This is a genomic window from Marinobacter sp. (assembly GCF_040882185.1).
Classification (GTDB): domain Bacteria; phylum Pseudomonadota; class Gammaproteobacteria; order Pseudomonadales; family Oleiphilaceae; genus Marinobacter.
Map to the genome: position 1 here is coordinate 1 of NZ_JBBEBW010000009.1, position 14,967 is coordinate 14,967.

The window sequence follows — 14,967 nt, forward strand, 5'->3', positions numbered from 1 at the left end:
TTATTACCCTGGCATCACGGCGAAACCATTCCGGTGTAGTTCGTGGACCGCTTACTTTCTATCCAGAAACTGGGTAATGGAAAATTGAAGAGATTTACAGGATGTTTACAGAACGTCCAAAAATCAATGGACACAGAAAATAAAAAAGGCCTTCGTTCTCACGCAAGCCTTTGAAATATATGGTGCGCCCGAGAGGATTCGAACCTCTGACCTCTGCCTCCGGAGGGCACTGCTCTGGGGTGTTTTAACACGGTGTTGATTGGGGTAATGCGTGGCGGTTCAAACAGTTAGGTAGTGCGAAGGCGCTTCTGAAAAACCCTTTTTAAACCATTGGTTGCACGATTTAAACCGATTGTGGGCACAGGCTTGTCTGGTTGCGGTTGTCCCGAAAGTTACCAGTTTGACCTTTGCCTAATGTCCAGGTTTCTTAAATTTACTTACTTCTTCTGCGCTGGGCAATACATGTGATTTTGTCTGGTTCCGACTGTCCGCAATCGGACACTTTATGCGGTCTGACTGCAAATATCCTTGCTGCAATCAGCCCCCTGATCGCAGCCTTTCACCCCTTTTTGGCAGAAAAACGCTAGTTACACACGCACTGAATTGAGGGGGATGGCCGGAGAGCGGAGTCTTATATATGAGAGTTCCTCTATTGCGCTTGATAAATTCCGGCTTAGCCTTGCAATTCGTTCAATAAAGCAAGCTGTTCATTAATAATGAACGATTGTATTGTATGAACAATACAGAGTTGGAGCGTGTATGAGATCAGCTATGAGCGAAGCGTTGCTTCTAGACCAGGCTATTACTGCATTTAATCGAGAGACTGGTTTGGTCCTGAGCAAGTGCTGGTCCAATAAACGGAGTCCCGAGGACGATGATGCTGCTATCCAATTGCATACTCATGGAATTAAATACAATGTGGAGACCAAACGCTGGGTGCAGCAGGCAAGTGTGGGTTCTCTTTCGGCCCAGTATGGGCGAATGCCGGCGCCAGCTCTTTTGGTTGCGGACTATGTGAATCCCAACATGGCAGATCGTTTGCGTGATGCAGGTTTGCAGTTTATTGATACGGCTGGCAATGCCTTTCTCAATGAAAATAACCTTTTCGTCTTTATCAAAGGCAACCGAGCGCCAACCAGTCAATCTTCAACCCGACGGACAACAAGGGCATTCAACGCATCTGGCTTAAAGCTAATCTTCAGTTTTTTGTTGGAACCGGGGTTGGTTGGAGAAACTTATCGCACAATGGCGGCGGTCAGTGGCGTTTCTCTCGGAACCATTGGCTGGGTCCTGAGTGACCTTCAGGAAAAAGGGTATATACAGGAGCTGGGAAAAAAACACATAAAGTCGCTGGCAACTCCCATCGATCTGCTTGATCGTTGGGCCGAGGCGTATCCGGAGAAATTGCTACCTGATTTGGATCTGGGCCTATTCAAAACTCAATTTCAGATCCCCTGGAAGAACATAGAGCCATCAGTTCTCGAAGGTTGTTGGGGCGGTGAAGTTGGCGCTTCTTTACTGGATCATTATTTGTCGCCAGAGCAAGGCACGCTCTATCTGCCAAAGGACCGTGTCAAAGAATTGGTGATGAACTACAGATTGCAGCGTGTTACGAAATACACGACTGCGACGCCTGAGACCATTCGAATTTGTGAGAAATTCTGGAATGGTTTCCCGGAAATGTCAGATAACCACAGTAAACATTTTGACGCAGCACCAGACGTCCTAATCTACGCAGACCTACTGGCAAGTGGCGAGCCCCGAAACCTTGAAGCCGCGGAGCGAATTTATGGCCAGATTAAAGATCGGCTCCAAGTTGATTGATCCAATCCAGCTTGCGACTTACGAAGCAATCGCCCGGGTAGCTCTGAACCATCGAGTGCCATTCATTATCGTTGGCGCGTCAGCTAGGGACCTGGTCATGCATCATGCCTATGGCGCTCCTGTTCAAGAGCGACAAGAGATATTGATCTGGCTGTTCAGGTTCCAGACTGGAAGGATTTTGACCGTATCTGCTTGAGTCTGATGGAAGAAGGCTATGCAAAAACCGATCTCGTTCATCGTTTATCCAGTCCACAAGGAGTGCCGCTTGATATTATTCCTTTTGGTCCAATCGAGAGTGAGAATTCAACCATAGCGTGGCCGCCAGCCGGCGATTTCAAGTTGGGGGTTATGGGGTTTCAAGAAGCGCTAGAAAATGCAGACATCGTTGTCGTTGACCAGGCTCCAACATTGGAACTGGCGGTTGCAAGCCCTCAAGGATTGGTCCTGCTAAAACTGATTGCTTGGTCAGAAAGAGATGCACGCGACCGACGAAAGGACGCTACTGACATTCTGTACCTGTTATCAAATCATGAAAATATTAACGGAATGATGGACCAATTATATAATCAACATGAGGCTGTTCTTGAAGCATATGATTGGGATACCAGGCTGTCTGGAGCTCATGTGCTGGGCCTTAAGGTTTCCGGGGTTGCAAACGCCTCAACGCTGTCCTTCTTGGAAAATTTATTAGACGAAGATCGGATCGCCAATCTGGAGAGGGATGCGGGTTCCGATATAGACAATATGGCGGGGGAAGTCCTGGCGGCATTTTTCGAAGGACTTTTTAGCCGACGGAAGTCAGGTGCATAGAATTGATTCAGAGACTAATCGGTTTTCACCTTCCAATTTGAGGAATTTCTTAAGGCAAACCGCACGCCACATCTTTAGTGGTTCAATGATTCTGGACACCAATGCATTTGGTAATATTACCGCTAAAAGCAAGGTGTCTAAAGACCATAAAATGACGATCTATTACGCCGTAGTCCAAGCAAGATGCGGGTATCATTCTGGGTAGCCCGGAGTCAGGATCGCCGGGATACGATTTTTGAACTAGCCGATTTCACTGGGTTGGAGGCACGTATCTGCATAGAAGACGAGCTCGCGGCCATTGCACGAAAGTTATCCGAGCTTGAGAGGGAAAAAGCTGCCCTTCTCTCCCGGAGAAGTGAACTTCATGCCACCGCGCAACGAACCACAGCAACGCAATTGAGTCCCAATCAAAAGGCCGAGCTGTTCCGGAATCTCTTTCGCGGCAGACAGGATATTTATGCGGTTCGGTGGCAGGGGTCCGGCGGCCGTTCCGGCTATGCTGTCGCCTGTGAGAATGAGTGGGTACCGGGCATCTGTCAGAAACCCCGGATCAAGTGCGGGGAATGCCCGCACAAAAAATTCAAGCCTCTAGATTTCAATACGGTGTATGACCATCTGTCCGGCAAGCATGTGGCTGGGTTATATCCTTTGTTGCCGGACAGTTCCTGTTATCTTCTGGCCGTAGATTTTGATAAGGAGGACTGGCGGGCAGACGTTCGTGCGCTGGCCCAGGCTTGCCGTGATGAAGGCATCCCTTATCTTGTAGAGATCTCCGGTCCGGTGCGGGTGCCCACTTATGGGTCTTCTTTTCGGACGGCGTTCCGGCCTGGTCCGCGAGGGCCTTGGGGTTCAAGCTTCTGGATAAAGCCATGGAAGGCCACCCGGGCCTGTCATTCGAATCTTATGACCGGCTATTCCCCAACCAGGACACGATGCCCGACGGAGGGTTTGGCAATTTGATTGCCCTTCCGCTTCAGCATGAGGCGCGAAGTCGTGGATGTACTGTATTCGTCGACGATGAGCTAAGCGCACATCCGGACCAATGGGCTCTGCTCAGTCAGCAAAAGACCGTTTCGCCGGCTCAGCTTCGAAATATGGTTGGAAATGAGCCTGATTCCGATGCAATAGCAGATGTTGCGTTGCCGTGGGAGCAAGCTTTACCAGTCGACACAGAGATAATTTCAGGATGTCCGGAGAGCATCACGCTCACGCTGGCCAATCATATTTATATGAAGTTATCAGACATGCCGGGACCACTGGCTGCACGAATAAAGCGCATGGCAAGCTTTGCCAATCCGGTGTTTTTCAAAACCCAGGCACTTCGTTTCTCAACTCACGGCATCCCACGCTACATATCCTGTGCCCGGATTGAGCAAGGTTATCTCTCGGTACCAAGAGGTTGCTTTGATGAGCTTCAGGCATTGTTGCTGGAACAGGGAATAACGGTAGAAATCGATGACCGTAGAACCCGGGGCCAATCTCTGGACGCTACCAGCCTGAAAGCAACGTTGCGTGGTGACCAGAAGAAGGCTGTAAAGGCACTCGCCGGCCATGACACCGGAATACTTCATGCTCCGACCGCTTTCGGCAAAACCGTAACCGCCATTGGCATTGTCGCCAAGCAGGAGGTCAACACCCTGATCCTCACTCACAGTCGTCAGTTACTGGATCAATGGAAGGAGCGCCTGGAAACCTTCATTGAAGGTGCATCCGTAGGTGTGATTGGCGGTGGCAAGAAGAAACCGACCGGTCAGATCGACGTTGCCACCTATCAGAGCCTGATCAACAAGAAAGACAATACGGTCTCAAACCTGGTCCGGGAATATGGCCAGATCATCATCGATGAATGTCACCATATCTCAGCCCCCCGTTATGAGATGCTACTTAACGAAGTCAGCGCTCGATATGTCCTAGGCCTTACCGCAACGCCTGACCGTCAGGATGGTCACCAAAAAATCATGTTTATGGTTGCTGGCCCCATTCGTCACAAAGTCAAAGCTGAACATGGGTCCAGGTTTGTCCAACATGTCATCGTTCGGGAGCGTCACGAAACGCCCCCTACGGACATATATCAGAATAATGATGAACGACCACACATGGCATCGGTTTACCGTTGGCTCGCCAAGAGCAATGCCCGGAATCAGGACATTGTTCAGGATGTCGTACGCCGTGCAAAAAACCAGGCAAACTGCCTTTTGCTTACGGAACGACGAGAGCATGCTGAGACGCTGGCAACACTGCTGGACGCTGAATCCATATCGTCGGTTGTGTTGCGTGGAGGGATGCGCGTCAGAGAGCGCCGGGCGGCGGAATCACGGTTACAGGAAGCTCAGGTTATCGTTGCAACCGGGAAATACATCGGAGAGGGTTTTGACTTGCCTCGACTGGACACCTTGTTTTTAGCTCTACCTATCGCCTGGAAGGGAACGCTGGCGCAGTACGCTGGCAGGATCCACCGGGATGCCGATGGCAAGCAGGAAGTTACTGTCTATGACTACCTGGACACCGGGCTGCCCATGCTTGAGCGCATGTTCCGGAAACGTGAGAAAGGCTACAAGGCTATGGGGTATCAGTTTGTCTCTTCTGGGCAAGAACAATTGCTGTAGGTTCTAATCCTCACGATTGGAATTCAGAATTTTGAAGCTTTCGTTACCGCGAGTATCGCATTGAACCGTTTGCTGAGTCTGGTCGGGTAGTCTGGTCATAAAGGCAGTGGGTGTGCAGATCGATTCCAAAATAATGGAGGTGGGTGCTATGGTAAAACTTTGTGAGTCTTCTTTCCTGTACTGCTTGGTCGCCTTCCACCCTAGTTAAGGGGTAACCGCTGGACTCGGGAGAATGCTCGATCAGTATCAAGTCTTTCGCCAGTGATGGCGAACACACTGGAATCGAGGAATCATGACGACGGATACGACAAAGATTCAGACGGCAGGGGATGAGCGGAATGTGCCTGCACCGGTGGGGGTACCTCTCGTTGGTGAGGAAATCAACCTGGATGCCAATGAAAACTACTTCAACCGGGAAATTAGCCAGCTCCAGTTCAATTACCGGGTACTCAAGCAGGCCATGGATACCACTCACCCGTTGATCAATCGGCTGATCTTCTGCTGCTTCTTCAGCAGCAACATAGATGAGTTCTTCGAGATCCGTGTTGCTGGTCTGCGGCAGCAGATCAAATATGGTCGGGAAATCCTAGGCTCCGACGGTATGGTTCCTGAGCAGGTTTTGTGCGAAATCAGTCGGGTTGCCCACAAATACATTCGCGAGCAGTATGACATTCTCAACAACATCCTGATTCCTGAGATGGAGCAGGAGGGCATTCGCTTTGTCCGGCGCCGGGAATGGACGCAGGAACAAGCCGAGTGGGTGCGCACCTATTTTGAAGAAGAGATTCTGCCGGTTGTCAGCCCTATCGGACTGGATATCTCGCACCCGTTCCCGCGTCTGGCTAATAAAAGCCTAAACTTCATCGTCGAACTGGATGGCAAGGATGCCTTCGGGCGGGAAACCGGCATGGCGATTGTACCGGCTCCCCGCTCTCTTCCGCGTCTGCTCCGGCTGCCCGATGATGTCTGCAACGGCGGCGACAATCTCGTGTTCCTGTCTTCCATGATCCACGCCCATGCAGATGAACTTTTTCCTGGCATGGAAGTGAAAGGCTGCTACCAGTTCCGGCTTACCCGTAACGCCGATCTTCAGATCGAGGACGAAATGGAAGATCTGGCCTCAGCCCTGCGCGGCGAGTTGCCGAGCCGCCGGTTTGGTGATGGTGTGCGTCTTGAGGTTGCTGACAACTGCCCGGAAGAGCTGGTTCAGTTCCTGCTCAAGGAATTCGATTTGACCGAGCGGGAGCTATATCAGGTCCATGGGCCAGTGAACCTGACCCGTCTGATGGCCGTCGGTCGATTGGTGGACCGGCCTGATCTCATCTATTCCCGATTTTCTCCGTCGATTCCCAAGCAGATCCGTAACAAGGAATCGATTTTTGATGTCATCCGCAAGCGGCCGATCTTATTGCTGCATCCCTATGAGAATTTCAGCCCGGTGGTGGATATGCTGCGCCAGGCCGGGAAGGACCCCCAGGTTTTGGCGATTCGCCAGACCTTTTACCGCACTGGGGCTGATTCAGAGATCGTCGAGGCGTTGACGGATGCGGCCCGTCGCGGCAAGGAAGTAACCGTCGTTATCGAATTGCGTGCCCGATTCAGCGAGGCCGAGAACCTAGGGCTGGCCAGCCGGCTTCAGAAGGCCGGGGTTATTGTCGTCTATGGCGTGGTCGGCCACAAGACCCACTCCAAGATGATCCTGATTGTCCGTCGCGAAGAAGGACGGCTGGCCCGTTACGTGCACCTTGGCACTGGCAACTACCATTCCGGTAATGCCCGCCTGTATACCGATTACAGCTTCATGACTTGCGACGAGTCCGTCGGCGATGATGTCAGCAAAATTTTCCAGCAACTGACGGGGATGGGCAAGGCGCTGAAGATCAAGAAGCTATTCCACTCGCCGTTTACCCTGCACCCGCGCCTGCTGAGCCTGATCGAGCGTGAAGCCGGCTTTGGGGAGAAGGGTCGGATTATCCTAAAGTTCAATGCTTTAACGGAGATTCAACTGATCAAGGCGCTTTACCAGGCTTCTCAGGCCGGTGTAAAAATCGACCTAATCATCCGTGGCATCTGCTGTTTGCGTCCGGAGATGCCAGGTCTTTCCGAAAATATTCGGGTAACATCCATCATCGGTCGCTTCCTGGAGCATACTCGAGTGTATTATTTCGGTAATAATGGCCATCCGAATGTGTATTGCTCGAGCGCCGATGGCATGGAGCGGAACCTGCTCAGCCGGGTAGAAACCGCGTTTCCCCTTGATGATCCGGAGCTGGCTGCACGGGTACGAGTAGATCTCGATACATGCTTGGCCGATAATTGCCAATCCTGGGTGCTGCAGCCGGACGGCAGCTATATCCAGAATCGGCCGGGAGAAGACGAGGAGCGCTATGCCTCGCAGCTGGTTTTGCTTGAACGGCTCACAGGAAAGGCCTGATTTCTGAGCGAGAGAAAGTGTTTGAGCGCCAAATGGATGATTGATGGTGTGGTCGGCGGCCTGCCTATCATGCCAATGTGACTCACGACGTGACTGGCAGTATGATAAACCTAATGCCCGAACGTGGCTGGTCCATCGGGGAGACGATTGTTTACGTCGTGCGTTCTTCCGCGAGGCATCGTTTGATGGCCATCAATCTTTCGGTGGGGACGCGCCTACCGGTGGCCTTTGCCTCAACGGGCAAGGTCATGCTGGCACACCTATCTGACCAAGCGCTGTCACGGTCCATCGCCCGGTTGAGCTAAAGGCGTTCACCGGGTCGTCTATCAACCCATTGCACAGGCATTGAAAGGAGTGGCGGTCGCGGCATGGGTGCAGTGCTTTGCCATCGTGGATCAGGAACTTGATTCCTGACTTTTCTCTGGCGCTATGCTGGAATTTCCGGGAGCGAGGAACTGCTGGGCGGAATCAATATCAGCATGAACGCAGCTTCGGTCGATATAAACACGCTGTCGAAAGTCTAACCGCCACGACTCCATGACGCCGCTCAATCGGTCCATCGCTCCACTCAGTGACGTTCAACCCTGCTACGTGCCCTAATGCTAGGCTGTGTAAAAAGCCCTTTGCCCCACAACCGTGGTTCTGTGCAGCCGGCGGATATCGTCACGACCGTAGCCCCCTGTGGCGCGGTGCACGATGCAGCGATTATCCCAGAGCACCAGGTCGCCCGTGCGATAATAGTGACGGTAGTGGTACTTGCATTCTTCATCGGTAATGTAGCTGAACAGTTCGTCCAGCAGCGGTTGCGCCTCAGCGTCGTCCATATCTTCAATGCCCAGGGTAAATCGGGGTGAGACGTAGAGCGCCTGACGACCGGTTTCGTCGTGGGTGCGCACCAGGGGCTGACGTACCATGGGCCGTTCATTGGCCTGCCTGGCATAAAACTCTTTGGCCCCCGGGCGATTCTCCGAAATTTTCACACGTGGATTGAGCGCCTTGGACGCATGGTGAATGCCGTAACGTCCGTTAATTTTCTGCCGCGTTGCTTCGGACAGGGCGTTATAGACCGCGTACATGTTGCAGAAATCTGTGGCACCACCTTCAGATGGCGTGCGGATCGACATCAGAATGGTGACTTTCACTGGCTCCTCATGGTGTGAGGAATCCGAATGCCAGAAATCTCCCGCATCGACCACGCCCACAGCGGTGCCGTCAGGGCGAATTTCGTTGGAAAGAATAAGCACTTTGTCGTGATCCGGATGGGCGTACTTGACGTTTTCCTGCCATTCCAGTGTGCCGTAACGCTCGGTAAACTCTACCTGTTCCAGCGGGGTTAAATCTTGATCCCGAATCACCAGCATCTGGTGGTCAAGAAATGCCTGGTAGATGCGCTCGGTAACGTCGCTGGAAGGGTCCTTGAGGTCGACGCCGGTGATTTCGGCGCCAAAATCATTGGCAAACGGATTGATCTTCATGCTGATGGTCCTTGATAACAAGTAACGGCTTGCGCTTCGCGGGCGCAAGCCGTTGACGAGATACGACTTAGTTCGAGGTAGAGCGTTTGATGACATCTACCACGTCTGCTGGGTATTGGTAGGCTTCTTCCACAATTTCCTGAATCTCTTCGCCAGTCACGAAGTCGATGTCCAGACCCTGTTTCTGGGCGTCGGCCAGGAAATCAGCATCTTTGGTGGTGTCGAGCATGGCCTTGCGGAGAATGGCAACGCGCTCGTCAGGAACACCGGCTGGAGCGACAAACGGACGCCCCATGGTCTGGCGGGCGAACATCAGCCGCAACACTTCACGCTGTTTCTTGGTTTCAGCCAAATCAATGACCAGTGGAACGTCAGGCAGTTCGGGATGCTTTCGCAGGGACATCTGGAATAGGTTTCTCAGTTCGCCGTTTTCAATTGCGGACTGGCGCTGTTCCTTGCCACTGCTGTATGACCAGCTGCAGATGCCCTGGACTTCACCGCGTTCCAGCGCGAGGCGAATGTCGTTGCTGCCTGGGTAACCTGCGACCACTTCAAATTTAAAATCCAATACTTCGTTGAGGACGCGTGGAAAGACGTTAGAGTCACCGCCTGAGCCTGTTGCACCGACCAGTAGTGGGGTATCTCTCAGGTCCTGCCATTTCTGTACTTCGGCGTCTGTTGAGGCAACACACAGGCTGGTTTCATTGTTCAGGCTGCCGAGCCAACTGGTCTTTGTGGCGTCAAAACGGGCTTTCTCGTTGCCGAACAATGGCTCGAAGGCCAGGCCCCGGGAGACGGTGCCGAACACTGTGCCATCTTTTGGCAGAGTGTTCGCCAGTTGGTTCATCAGAACCAGGCTACCGGCGCCCGGAATGTTTTTGGTGATCACGTCAGGGTTGCCGGGAATATGCTTTCCGATATGGCGAGCCAGTGTGCGAGCGTAAGTGTCGTAGCCACCGCCAGCAGAATAGCCAATCATAAGTTGGACGGTTTTACCTTCGTAGAAATTTTGGTCGTCAGCGTGTGCCAGAGACATCGCGCCGAAGGTAAAGCAGGCGGCGAGTGTGGCGAGTTTTTTAGCGAGCATGTTTAATCGATCTCCGAGAGAGAAATGAGGGTTGTTTTAGTTGTTTACCCACCTCCAAGTCAGACCTTATTTGCGATTATATACAAATGAAAATTTGGAAATTTAGAATAACGAAATGGCGAGGATCGTTCGGCCGCGAAAACAGTGATGTCCAGAGATTTTATATTGAAAACGATATAGTTTAAGCAAATTTTAATTATTTGACATGGTTGGGCGTGATCGAAATAGTTGGTGATGTAATCAGAGAACAAGATCAACCAACGACCTCAATTTTTTGTGCTGAAGTACGCAGCTTCTCTGCACTTTTCTTCATTTTTAAAAGGTACCTTTCAATATGATCGCTGACACTTTGGACCCACAGAGGACTGCCATATTGTTTTTCGACATGCTTAACGGGCATGTAAAAAAAGACGATCCGAAAACCGAGGAACGTTACAGGCCGGTAGTCGCCGCTTCGGCAAAATTGATGCAGGGTGCCCGGGCTCACAACGTCATGGTTGCCTATGCCCACGCCAATCATCGGGCCGATAATGCCACCAGTGCCCACCTGATTCGAGACACCAACAACCGACTGAAACCCATTCCCGTTGATCAGCCCCCGGAGTTCAAGCCGATTGTGTCCGGCGGAACCTGGGAATCGCAGGTGATCGACGAATTGGGGCCGCGAGACGAAGATTATCTGATTCCGAAATACCGCTGGAGCGCGTTCTACCAGACCTATCTTGATCTGGCACTGCGGTCACGGAAAATTGACACGCTTGTCGTCGCCGGTGGTTCGACAGATGTCGGCGTGGCCAGTACTGCCTTTGCCGGACGGGATATGGATTACAATCTGGTGTTTGCACGAGATGCCTGTAGTTCGCCGGAAAAAGACAATCATGACCAGCTCATGGACCGGGTTTTCCCACGCATGGGCCGTGTGCGTAGCGTGTCGGAGATTGTCGCTATGCTGGATACTGGCGCCAAAGTCTGAACAGCTTCGTCGGTGGGCTGTGGCAGTGAATTATCGCCGCCTGGTTGTTTTTGCGTTTGCCGTCGGGTGGCTGGCGGCGGCGCAGGTTGGCAAGGTTCCGCCAGCTCTTTCATTGCTGGTGCAGGACTTGGATCTGACAATGGTCGAAGCAGGCTGGGTCGCTTCGGCGATTGCCTGCGTGGCGGCTTTGTTGGGCATTTTCGGCGGGTTGGCGGCCTCGGCTTTCGGTTATGGGCGAAGCCTGGTTCTTGGGCTTGGTCTGATAGGTGTCGGCTCGCTGCTGGCAACGGTAGCGCCGAACTTCGTATGGCTACTCGTTAGCCGCTTTCTGGAAGCCCTGGGCTTTGTGGTGGTGGTGGTTACTGTGCCTTCCTTTTTGGCCATAATGTTGGCCGATAAGCTGGCCTGGCGTCAGCGCGCGCTGGTTATCTGGGGTACCTACATGCCAGTCGGCGTCGCCGCCATGATGGTCGTAGCGCCCCTTGTGATGAGCATTTCAGGCTGGCGAGGGCTGTGGGTGCTGAACGCTCTGGTGTGCGGAGCGTTGATTCTGTTTGCGGTCACCTGGCGCCGACCACTGGCCAGCGTGGTCGTCCCCGGTGCCTTCAATATTCGGGTGCTTGGCGAAGGCCTGCGTTTGCCGGGCCCCTGGTTAATGGGACTGTGTTTTGGCTGCTACACCGCGATCTGGTTCATGCTTGTTACTTGGGTGCCCAGTTTTGCCGTGAGTGAAATGGGGTACTCTCTTTCTGCTGCTACCTGGCTGATGGCTGCTGCCGTCGTGTTCAATATCGCCGGCAATCTGAGTGCGCAGCTATTTTCGCTCGCCCGCGTTCCCCGCTGGTCTGTTTTGGCAGGTGTTCAGCTGTTGATGGGCGGTTTCGGCTGGGTGGTTTTCTCATCCGGGTTTTCAGACCTGGAGCGTGCCGCTTCAGCAATACTGGCCTGCGGGTTATCCGGAGCCTTGCCGGCTACGGTATTTTCAGCTATTCCTTTCCATGCCAAGCGGCAGGAACAATTTGCCGTGATTAACGGTATTATTATGCAGTGTGGGAGTCTAGGCACCTTTGCCGGGCCGCCTGCTATCGCCTTTGCGGTAACTCACTTGGGCGGCTGGGACGCAGGGAGGTGGTTGATACCCCTGCTGGCGATCGTCGGCCTCGGGGCCGCCGTTACTCTGCGAGGCGCTGAGCAACGAATGGCCGGGCGTAACCAGTCCCCGCCAATGACATGACGACCGGATAAGAAAATTATGTTGTACAACCGAATAAAGTTCAGGCATTTGCAATGCTTTCTCGAAGTGGCTCGTCAACGCAGCGTTGGCCGGGCCGCTGACGCCCTGTCTTTGTCCCAGCCGGCGGTGTCCAAAAAGCTCAAGGAGCTGGAGGAAATGCTGGGCGTAAGGTTGATGGAAAGAAGCAAGAATGGCGTCACGCTGACGGGTTTTGGCGTGGTTTTCCTCAAGTATGCGGGCGCTAGCGTGAACGCCTTGCGTGAGGGAGCGGACAGTGTCAGTCAGGCTCAAATGAAGGGTAAGACCCGGTTGTCGGTCGGAATTCTGCCAACCGTGGCAGCCAGTATACTGCCCAAAGCCGTCGATCGTTTTCGGACGTTAGGCATGGACGTGACTCTTAAACTGGTGTCAGCGCCCAATAACTTTCTGCTGGGCCAGCTGCGGGTGGGTGATCTCGATCTGGTTGTTGGTCGACTCGCTGAGCCCGCTCACATGTCAGGACTGTCGTTTCAGCACCTGTATTCGGAAAGTATCGTGTTTGCAGTTCGCAAGGGTCACCCTTTGCTGAGCAAAGAGCGACTGAGCTTTATGGATATACGCGACTACACCGTGCTGTTCCCTGTCGAGGGTTCGATCATTGCAAAAGCGGCTGAGGCAGTGCTGTTGGCCGAAGGTGTCGGGGAATTGCCGGACGTAATTGAGGTCATTTCTGGCGCCTTCGGCAAGGAATACGTCCGTCACACCGACGCCATCTGGATCATTTCCCACGGCGTCGCGGCACCACAGATCGGCATGGGAGTGATGGAGGCCTTGCCGCTGGACACCAAGGAGACGCTGGGCCCGGTAGGGCTGACGATCCGTGCAGATACCATCCCGTCACCGGCCATGCAGTTATTCATGCATGCGGTCCGGGATGAGGCGAAAGCACAAAAGCCGGGGTTTGACCGCTAAAGCATGTCATCCGTTGGTGAGCAGTAGCCCCGGTATTGGTGACTTGGGAGATTAGCCGATCAGGTCCCAGGTCGCCTCGGCGAAGACATCGTTCAGCTTAACCGGTTTGCGTAGAATCTGTTGGCGAGTTGCGTGGCCAATCAGCTCCTCAAGTACTTTTCGGTTGGGTTCGATGCCATAGGGCAGGGGGTCCCCGATGACCTCACTTACCTGGCTGTGCAGGCGGTCGATGGCCGTTGGTTTCTCAATGCTGCCAGCTTTGAGCTGTTCGAGGTATAACCGTTTGGATTCAGCAAACGCGTTGAACACCGCGACGGCAACGTCGGGGTTCTTGTTGAGCACATCGTTTCTGATTACCACCAGGTGATTGATCGGGTAGTGTCCGGAAGTGCGAAGCGTTTCCAGGCCAACTTCGGTGGCGTTGGCGATCAGCGGCTGAACGTCCGGATGATCTGAGCTCACACCAATGGCGGCGGGAAGTTCTCCGTTGGCCAGCATGTCCTCAATCTTCTTGCCATCTTCCAGCGGGATCACATTGCCCGGTGCCTGCCAGCTCTGCACGTGCTCGTCGCCGGAAAGAACCCAGGTGATTTTGTCCAGATCAACACCGTACTGGTCCTGAAGAATAGCCCGGGCCCAGACCCCGGTCGTTACCGTATAGCCACGGTTTACGCCGACCTTTTTACCTTCGAGGTCTTTGGGGGTGGTTATGCCAGCATTGACGTTCATCAGAATGGCTCCGTGGTGAAAACCACGCACCAAAAAAATGGGCAATGCCGTAAATGCTACCCCGTGTTCCCGGGCGGTAAGGTACGTGGTCAGCGCCATCTCGCTGACATCGAATTCCAGTTCGCGCACCATCCGTCGAAACGCTTGGGGCAACACCGGCACTTCCTCGAACTCAAAGGAAAACCCTTCGGGCTTGACGCGGCCATCTTTCAGTGCCGTGTTGTTGCCCTGGGTGCGTGTAACGGTTTTTAATGCGCGCGAGCTGTCACTCATGGTTATTCTCCCCAAATCTTGTTATGGCGAATGAATACGGCAAGTATTGGTCGGTTAGACTACACTAATTTCCTTCATAATAGGAACGCTGTTCCGAATGTTGCGAGAAGTGCTAGCAACAGTCACAGCCCAGGTCGTCTTCATCGAGCAGTGATGGCAGTAACCAGTTGACGGGCAGATCTTCTTCGACAACGTTGGCGACAGGCTTGAATATCTTGATTCGGTAACGAGTGTCTGAATCGGTCCAGAACGCGATCACGGTTTCTACCGGCGGGCAGCCTGGAACCTGGCAGTTCACCTCTGAGACCATAACAGTGGCATGGTGAGGGAGGCTGAATCTTGCTTTTGTCCAGTCGCCTACTTGCGCAATCGCCTTGAGCTCACTTGCTGATTTCTGGAACGACTGGAACATAACGACTTCTCCTGTTGCGCTGAGGGACTGTTTGGATCGCAGGTCTAAAGTCTGGCAAGTAAGTTTTATCATAACGTTCCTTTATGCGGAACATTGTTTTGCAAGAGTAAAGATCGCTTGGTATGCTAGCTCAAAATCTTCGCTGGGTTAAATGGAGAA

13 protein-coding genes are annotated in these 14,967 nt (G+C 53.0%); 9 read left to right on the forward strand and 4 right to left on the reverse strand.

Annotated features, from left to right (window positions below):
- Nucleotides 1–771: 771 nt before the first annotated feature.
- The 6 genes from WEB64_RS06660 to WEB64_RS06685 all read left to right on the forward strand — a co-directional run bounded on the left by WEB64_RS06660 (nt 772) and on the right by WEB64_RS06685 (nt 7,979).
- Nucleotides 772–1,824: a type IV toxin-antitoxin system AbiEi family antitoxin gene (locus WEB64_RS06660; RefSeq protein ID WP_368057879.1), complete on the forward strand. Its 1,053-nt coding sequence runs from the start codon at nt 772–774 to the stop codon at nt 1,822–1,824.
- Nucleotides 1,790–2,020: a hypothetical protein gene (locus WEB64_RS06665; protein ID WP_368057881.1), complete on the forward strand. Its 231-nt coding sequence runs from the start codon at nt 1,790–1,792 to the stop codon at nt 2,018–2,020. Before WEB64_RS06660 ends, WEB64_RS06665 begins: the two co-directional genes overlap by 35 nt.
- Nucleotides 1,972–2,634 carry a nucleotidyl transferase AbiEii/AbiGii toxin family protein gene (locus WEB64_RS06670; RefSeq protein WP_368058113.1) on the forward strand — a complete coding sequence of 221 codons (663 nt, stop codon included), beginning with the start codon at nt 1,972–1,974 and terminating at the stop codon, nt 2,632–2,634. Before WEB64_RS06665 ends, WEB64_RS06670 begins: the two co-directional genes overlap by 49 nt.
- An 869-nt stretch (nt 2,635–3,503) precedes the next feature.
- Nucleotides 3,504–5,240: a DEAD/DEAH box helicase family protein gene (locus tag WEB64_RS06675; protein WP_368057883.1), complete on the forward strand. Its 1,737-nt coding sequence runs from the start codon at nt 3,504–3,506 to the stop codon at nt 5,238–5,240.
- Between the two features lie 292 nt (nt 5,241–5,532).
- Nucleotides 5,533–7,674, forward strand: coding sequence for a polyphosphate kinase 1 (ppk1, locus tag WEB64_RS06680; protein WP_368057885.1), 2,142 nt, complete (start codon nt 5,533–5,535; stop codon nt 7,672–7,674).
- 101 nt (nt 7,675–7,775) lie between these two features.
- Nucleotides 7,776–7,979, forward strand: coding sequence for a hypothetical protein (locus WEB64_RS06685; protein ID WP_368057887.1), 204 nt, complete (start codon nt 7,776–7,778; stop codon nt 7,977–7,979).
- 297 nt (nt 7,980–8,276) lie between these two features.
- On the opposite strand, the gene WEB64_RS06690 is transcribed toward WEB64_RS06685, so the two are convergent.
- Together WEB64_RS06690 and WEB64_RS06695 are read right to left on the reverse strand one after the other, a co-directional pair.
- Nucleotides 8,277–9,149 carry a TauD/TfdA dioxygenase family protein gene (locus WEB64_RS06690; RefSeq protein ID WP_368057889.1) on the reverse strand — a complete coding sequence of 291 codons (873 nt, stop codon included), beginning with the start codon at nt 9,147–9,149 and terminating at the stop codon, nt 8,277–8,279.
- Between the two features lie 67 nt (nt 9,150–9,216).
- Complete coding sequence (locus WEB64_RS06695) at nt 9,217–10,236, reverse strand: Bug family tripartite tricarboxylate transporter substrate binding protein (protein ID WP_368057891.1); 1,020 nt, start codon at nt 10,234–10,236, stop codon at nt 9,217–9,219.
- Between the two features lie 334 nt (nt 10,237–10,570).
- Here WEB64_RS06695 and WEB64_RS06700 point away from each other — a divergent pair, with 334 nt between their 5' ends.
- Genes WEB64_RS06700 through pcaQ form a run of 3 tightly spaced genes read left to right on the forward strand, consistent with a single transcriptional unit; the run spans nt 10,571 to nt 13,394 of the window.
- A complete protein-coding gene (locus tag WEB64_RS06700) occupies nt 10,571–11,209 on the forward strand; it encodes a cysteine hydrolase (RefSeq protein ID WP_368057893.1) in 639 nt (212 codons plus the stop codon).
- Nucleotides 11,210–11,234: 25 nt separating this feature from the next.
- Nucleotides 11,235–12,443 carry a CynX/NimT family MFS transporter gene (locus WEB64_RS06705; RefSeq protein WP_368057895.1) on the forward strand — a complete coding sequence of 403 codons (1,209 nt, stop codon included), beginning with the start codon at nt 11,235–11,237 and terminating at the stop codon, nt 12,441–12,443.
- A gap of 18 nt (nt 12,444–12,461) precedes the next feature.
- The gene (pcaQ, locus tag WEB64_RS06710; RefSeq protein WP_368057897.1) at nt 12,462–13,394 is read left to right on the forward strand and encodes a pca operon transcription factor PcaQ; all 933 of its coding nucleotides are present in this window, start codon (nt 12,462–12,464) and stop codon (nt 13,392–13,394) included.
- Between the two features lie 51 nt (nt 13,395–13,445).
- On the opposite strand, the gene WEB64_RS06715 is transcribed toward pcaQ, so the two are convergent.
- Together WEB64_RS06715 and WEB64_RS06720 are read right to left on the reverse strand one after the other, a co-directional pair.
- Entirely contained in the window at nt 13,446–14,396 is a 951-nt protein-coding gene (locus WEB64_RS06715) for an ABC transporter substrate-binding protein (protein ID WP_368057899.1), read from the reverse strand.
- Between the two features lie 112 nt (nt 14,397–14,508).
- Nucleotides 14,509–14,808 (reverse strand): hypothetical protein, encoded by a 300-nt coding sequence (locus WEB64_RS06720; protein WP_368057901.1) that lies wholly within the window; start codon nt 14,806–14,808, stop codon nt 14,509–14,511.
- Nucleotides 14,809–14,967 lie beyond the last annotated feature (159 nt).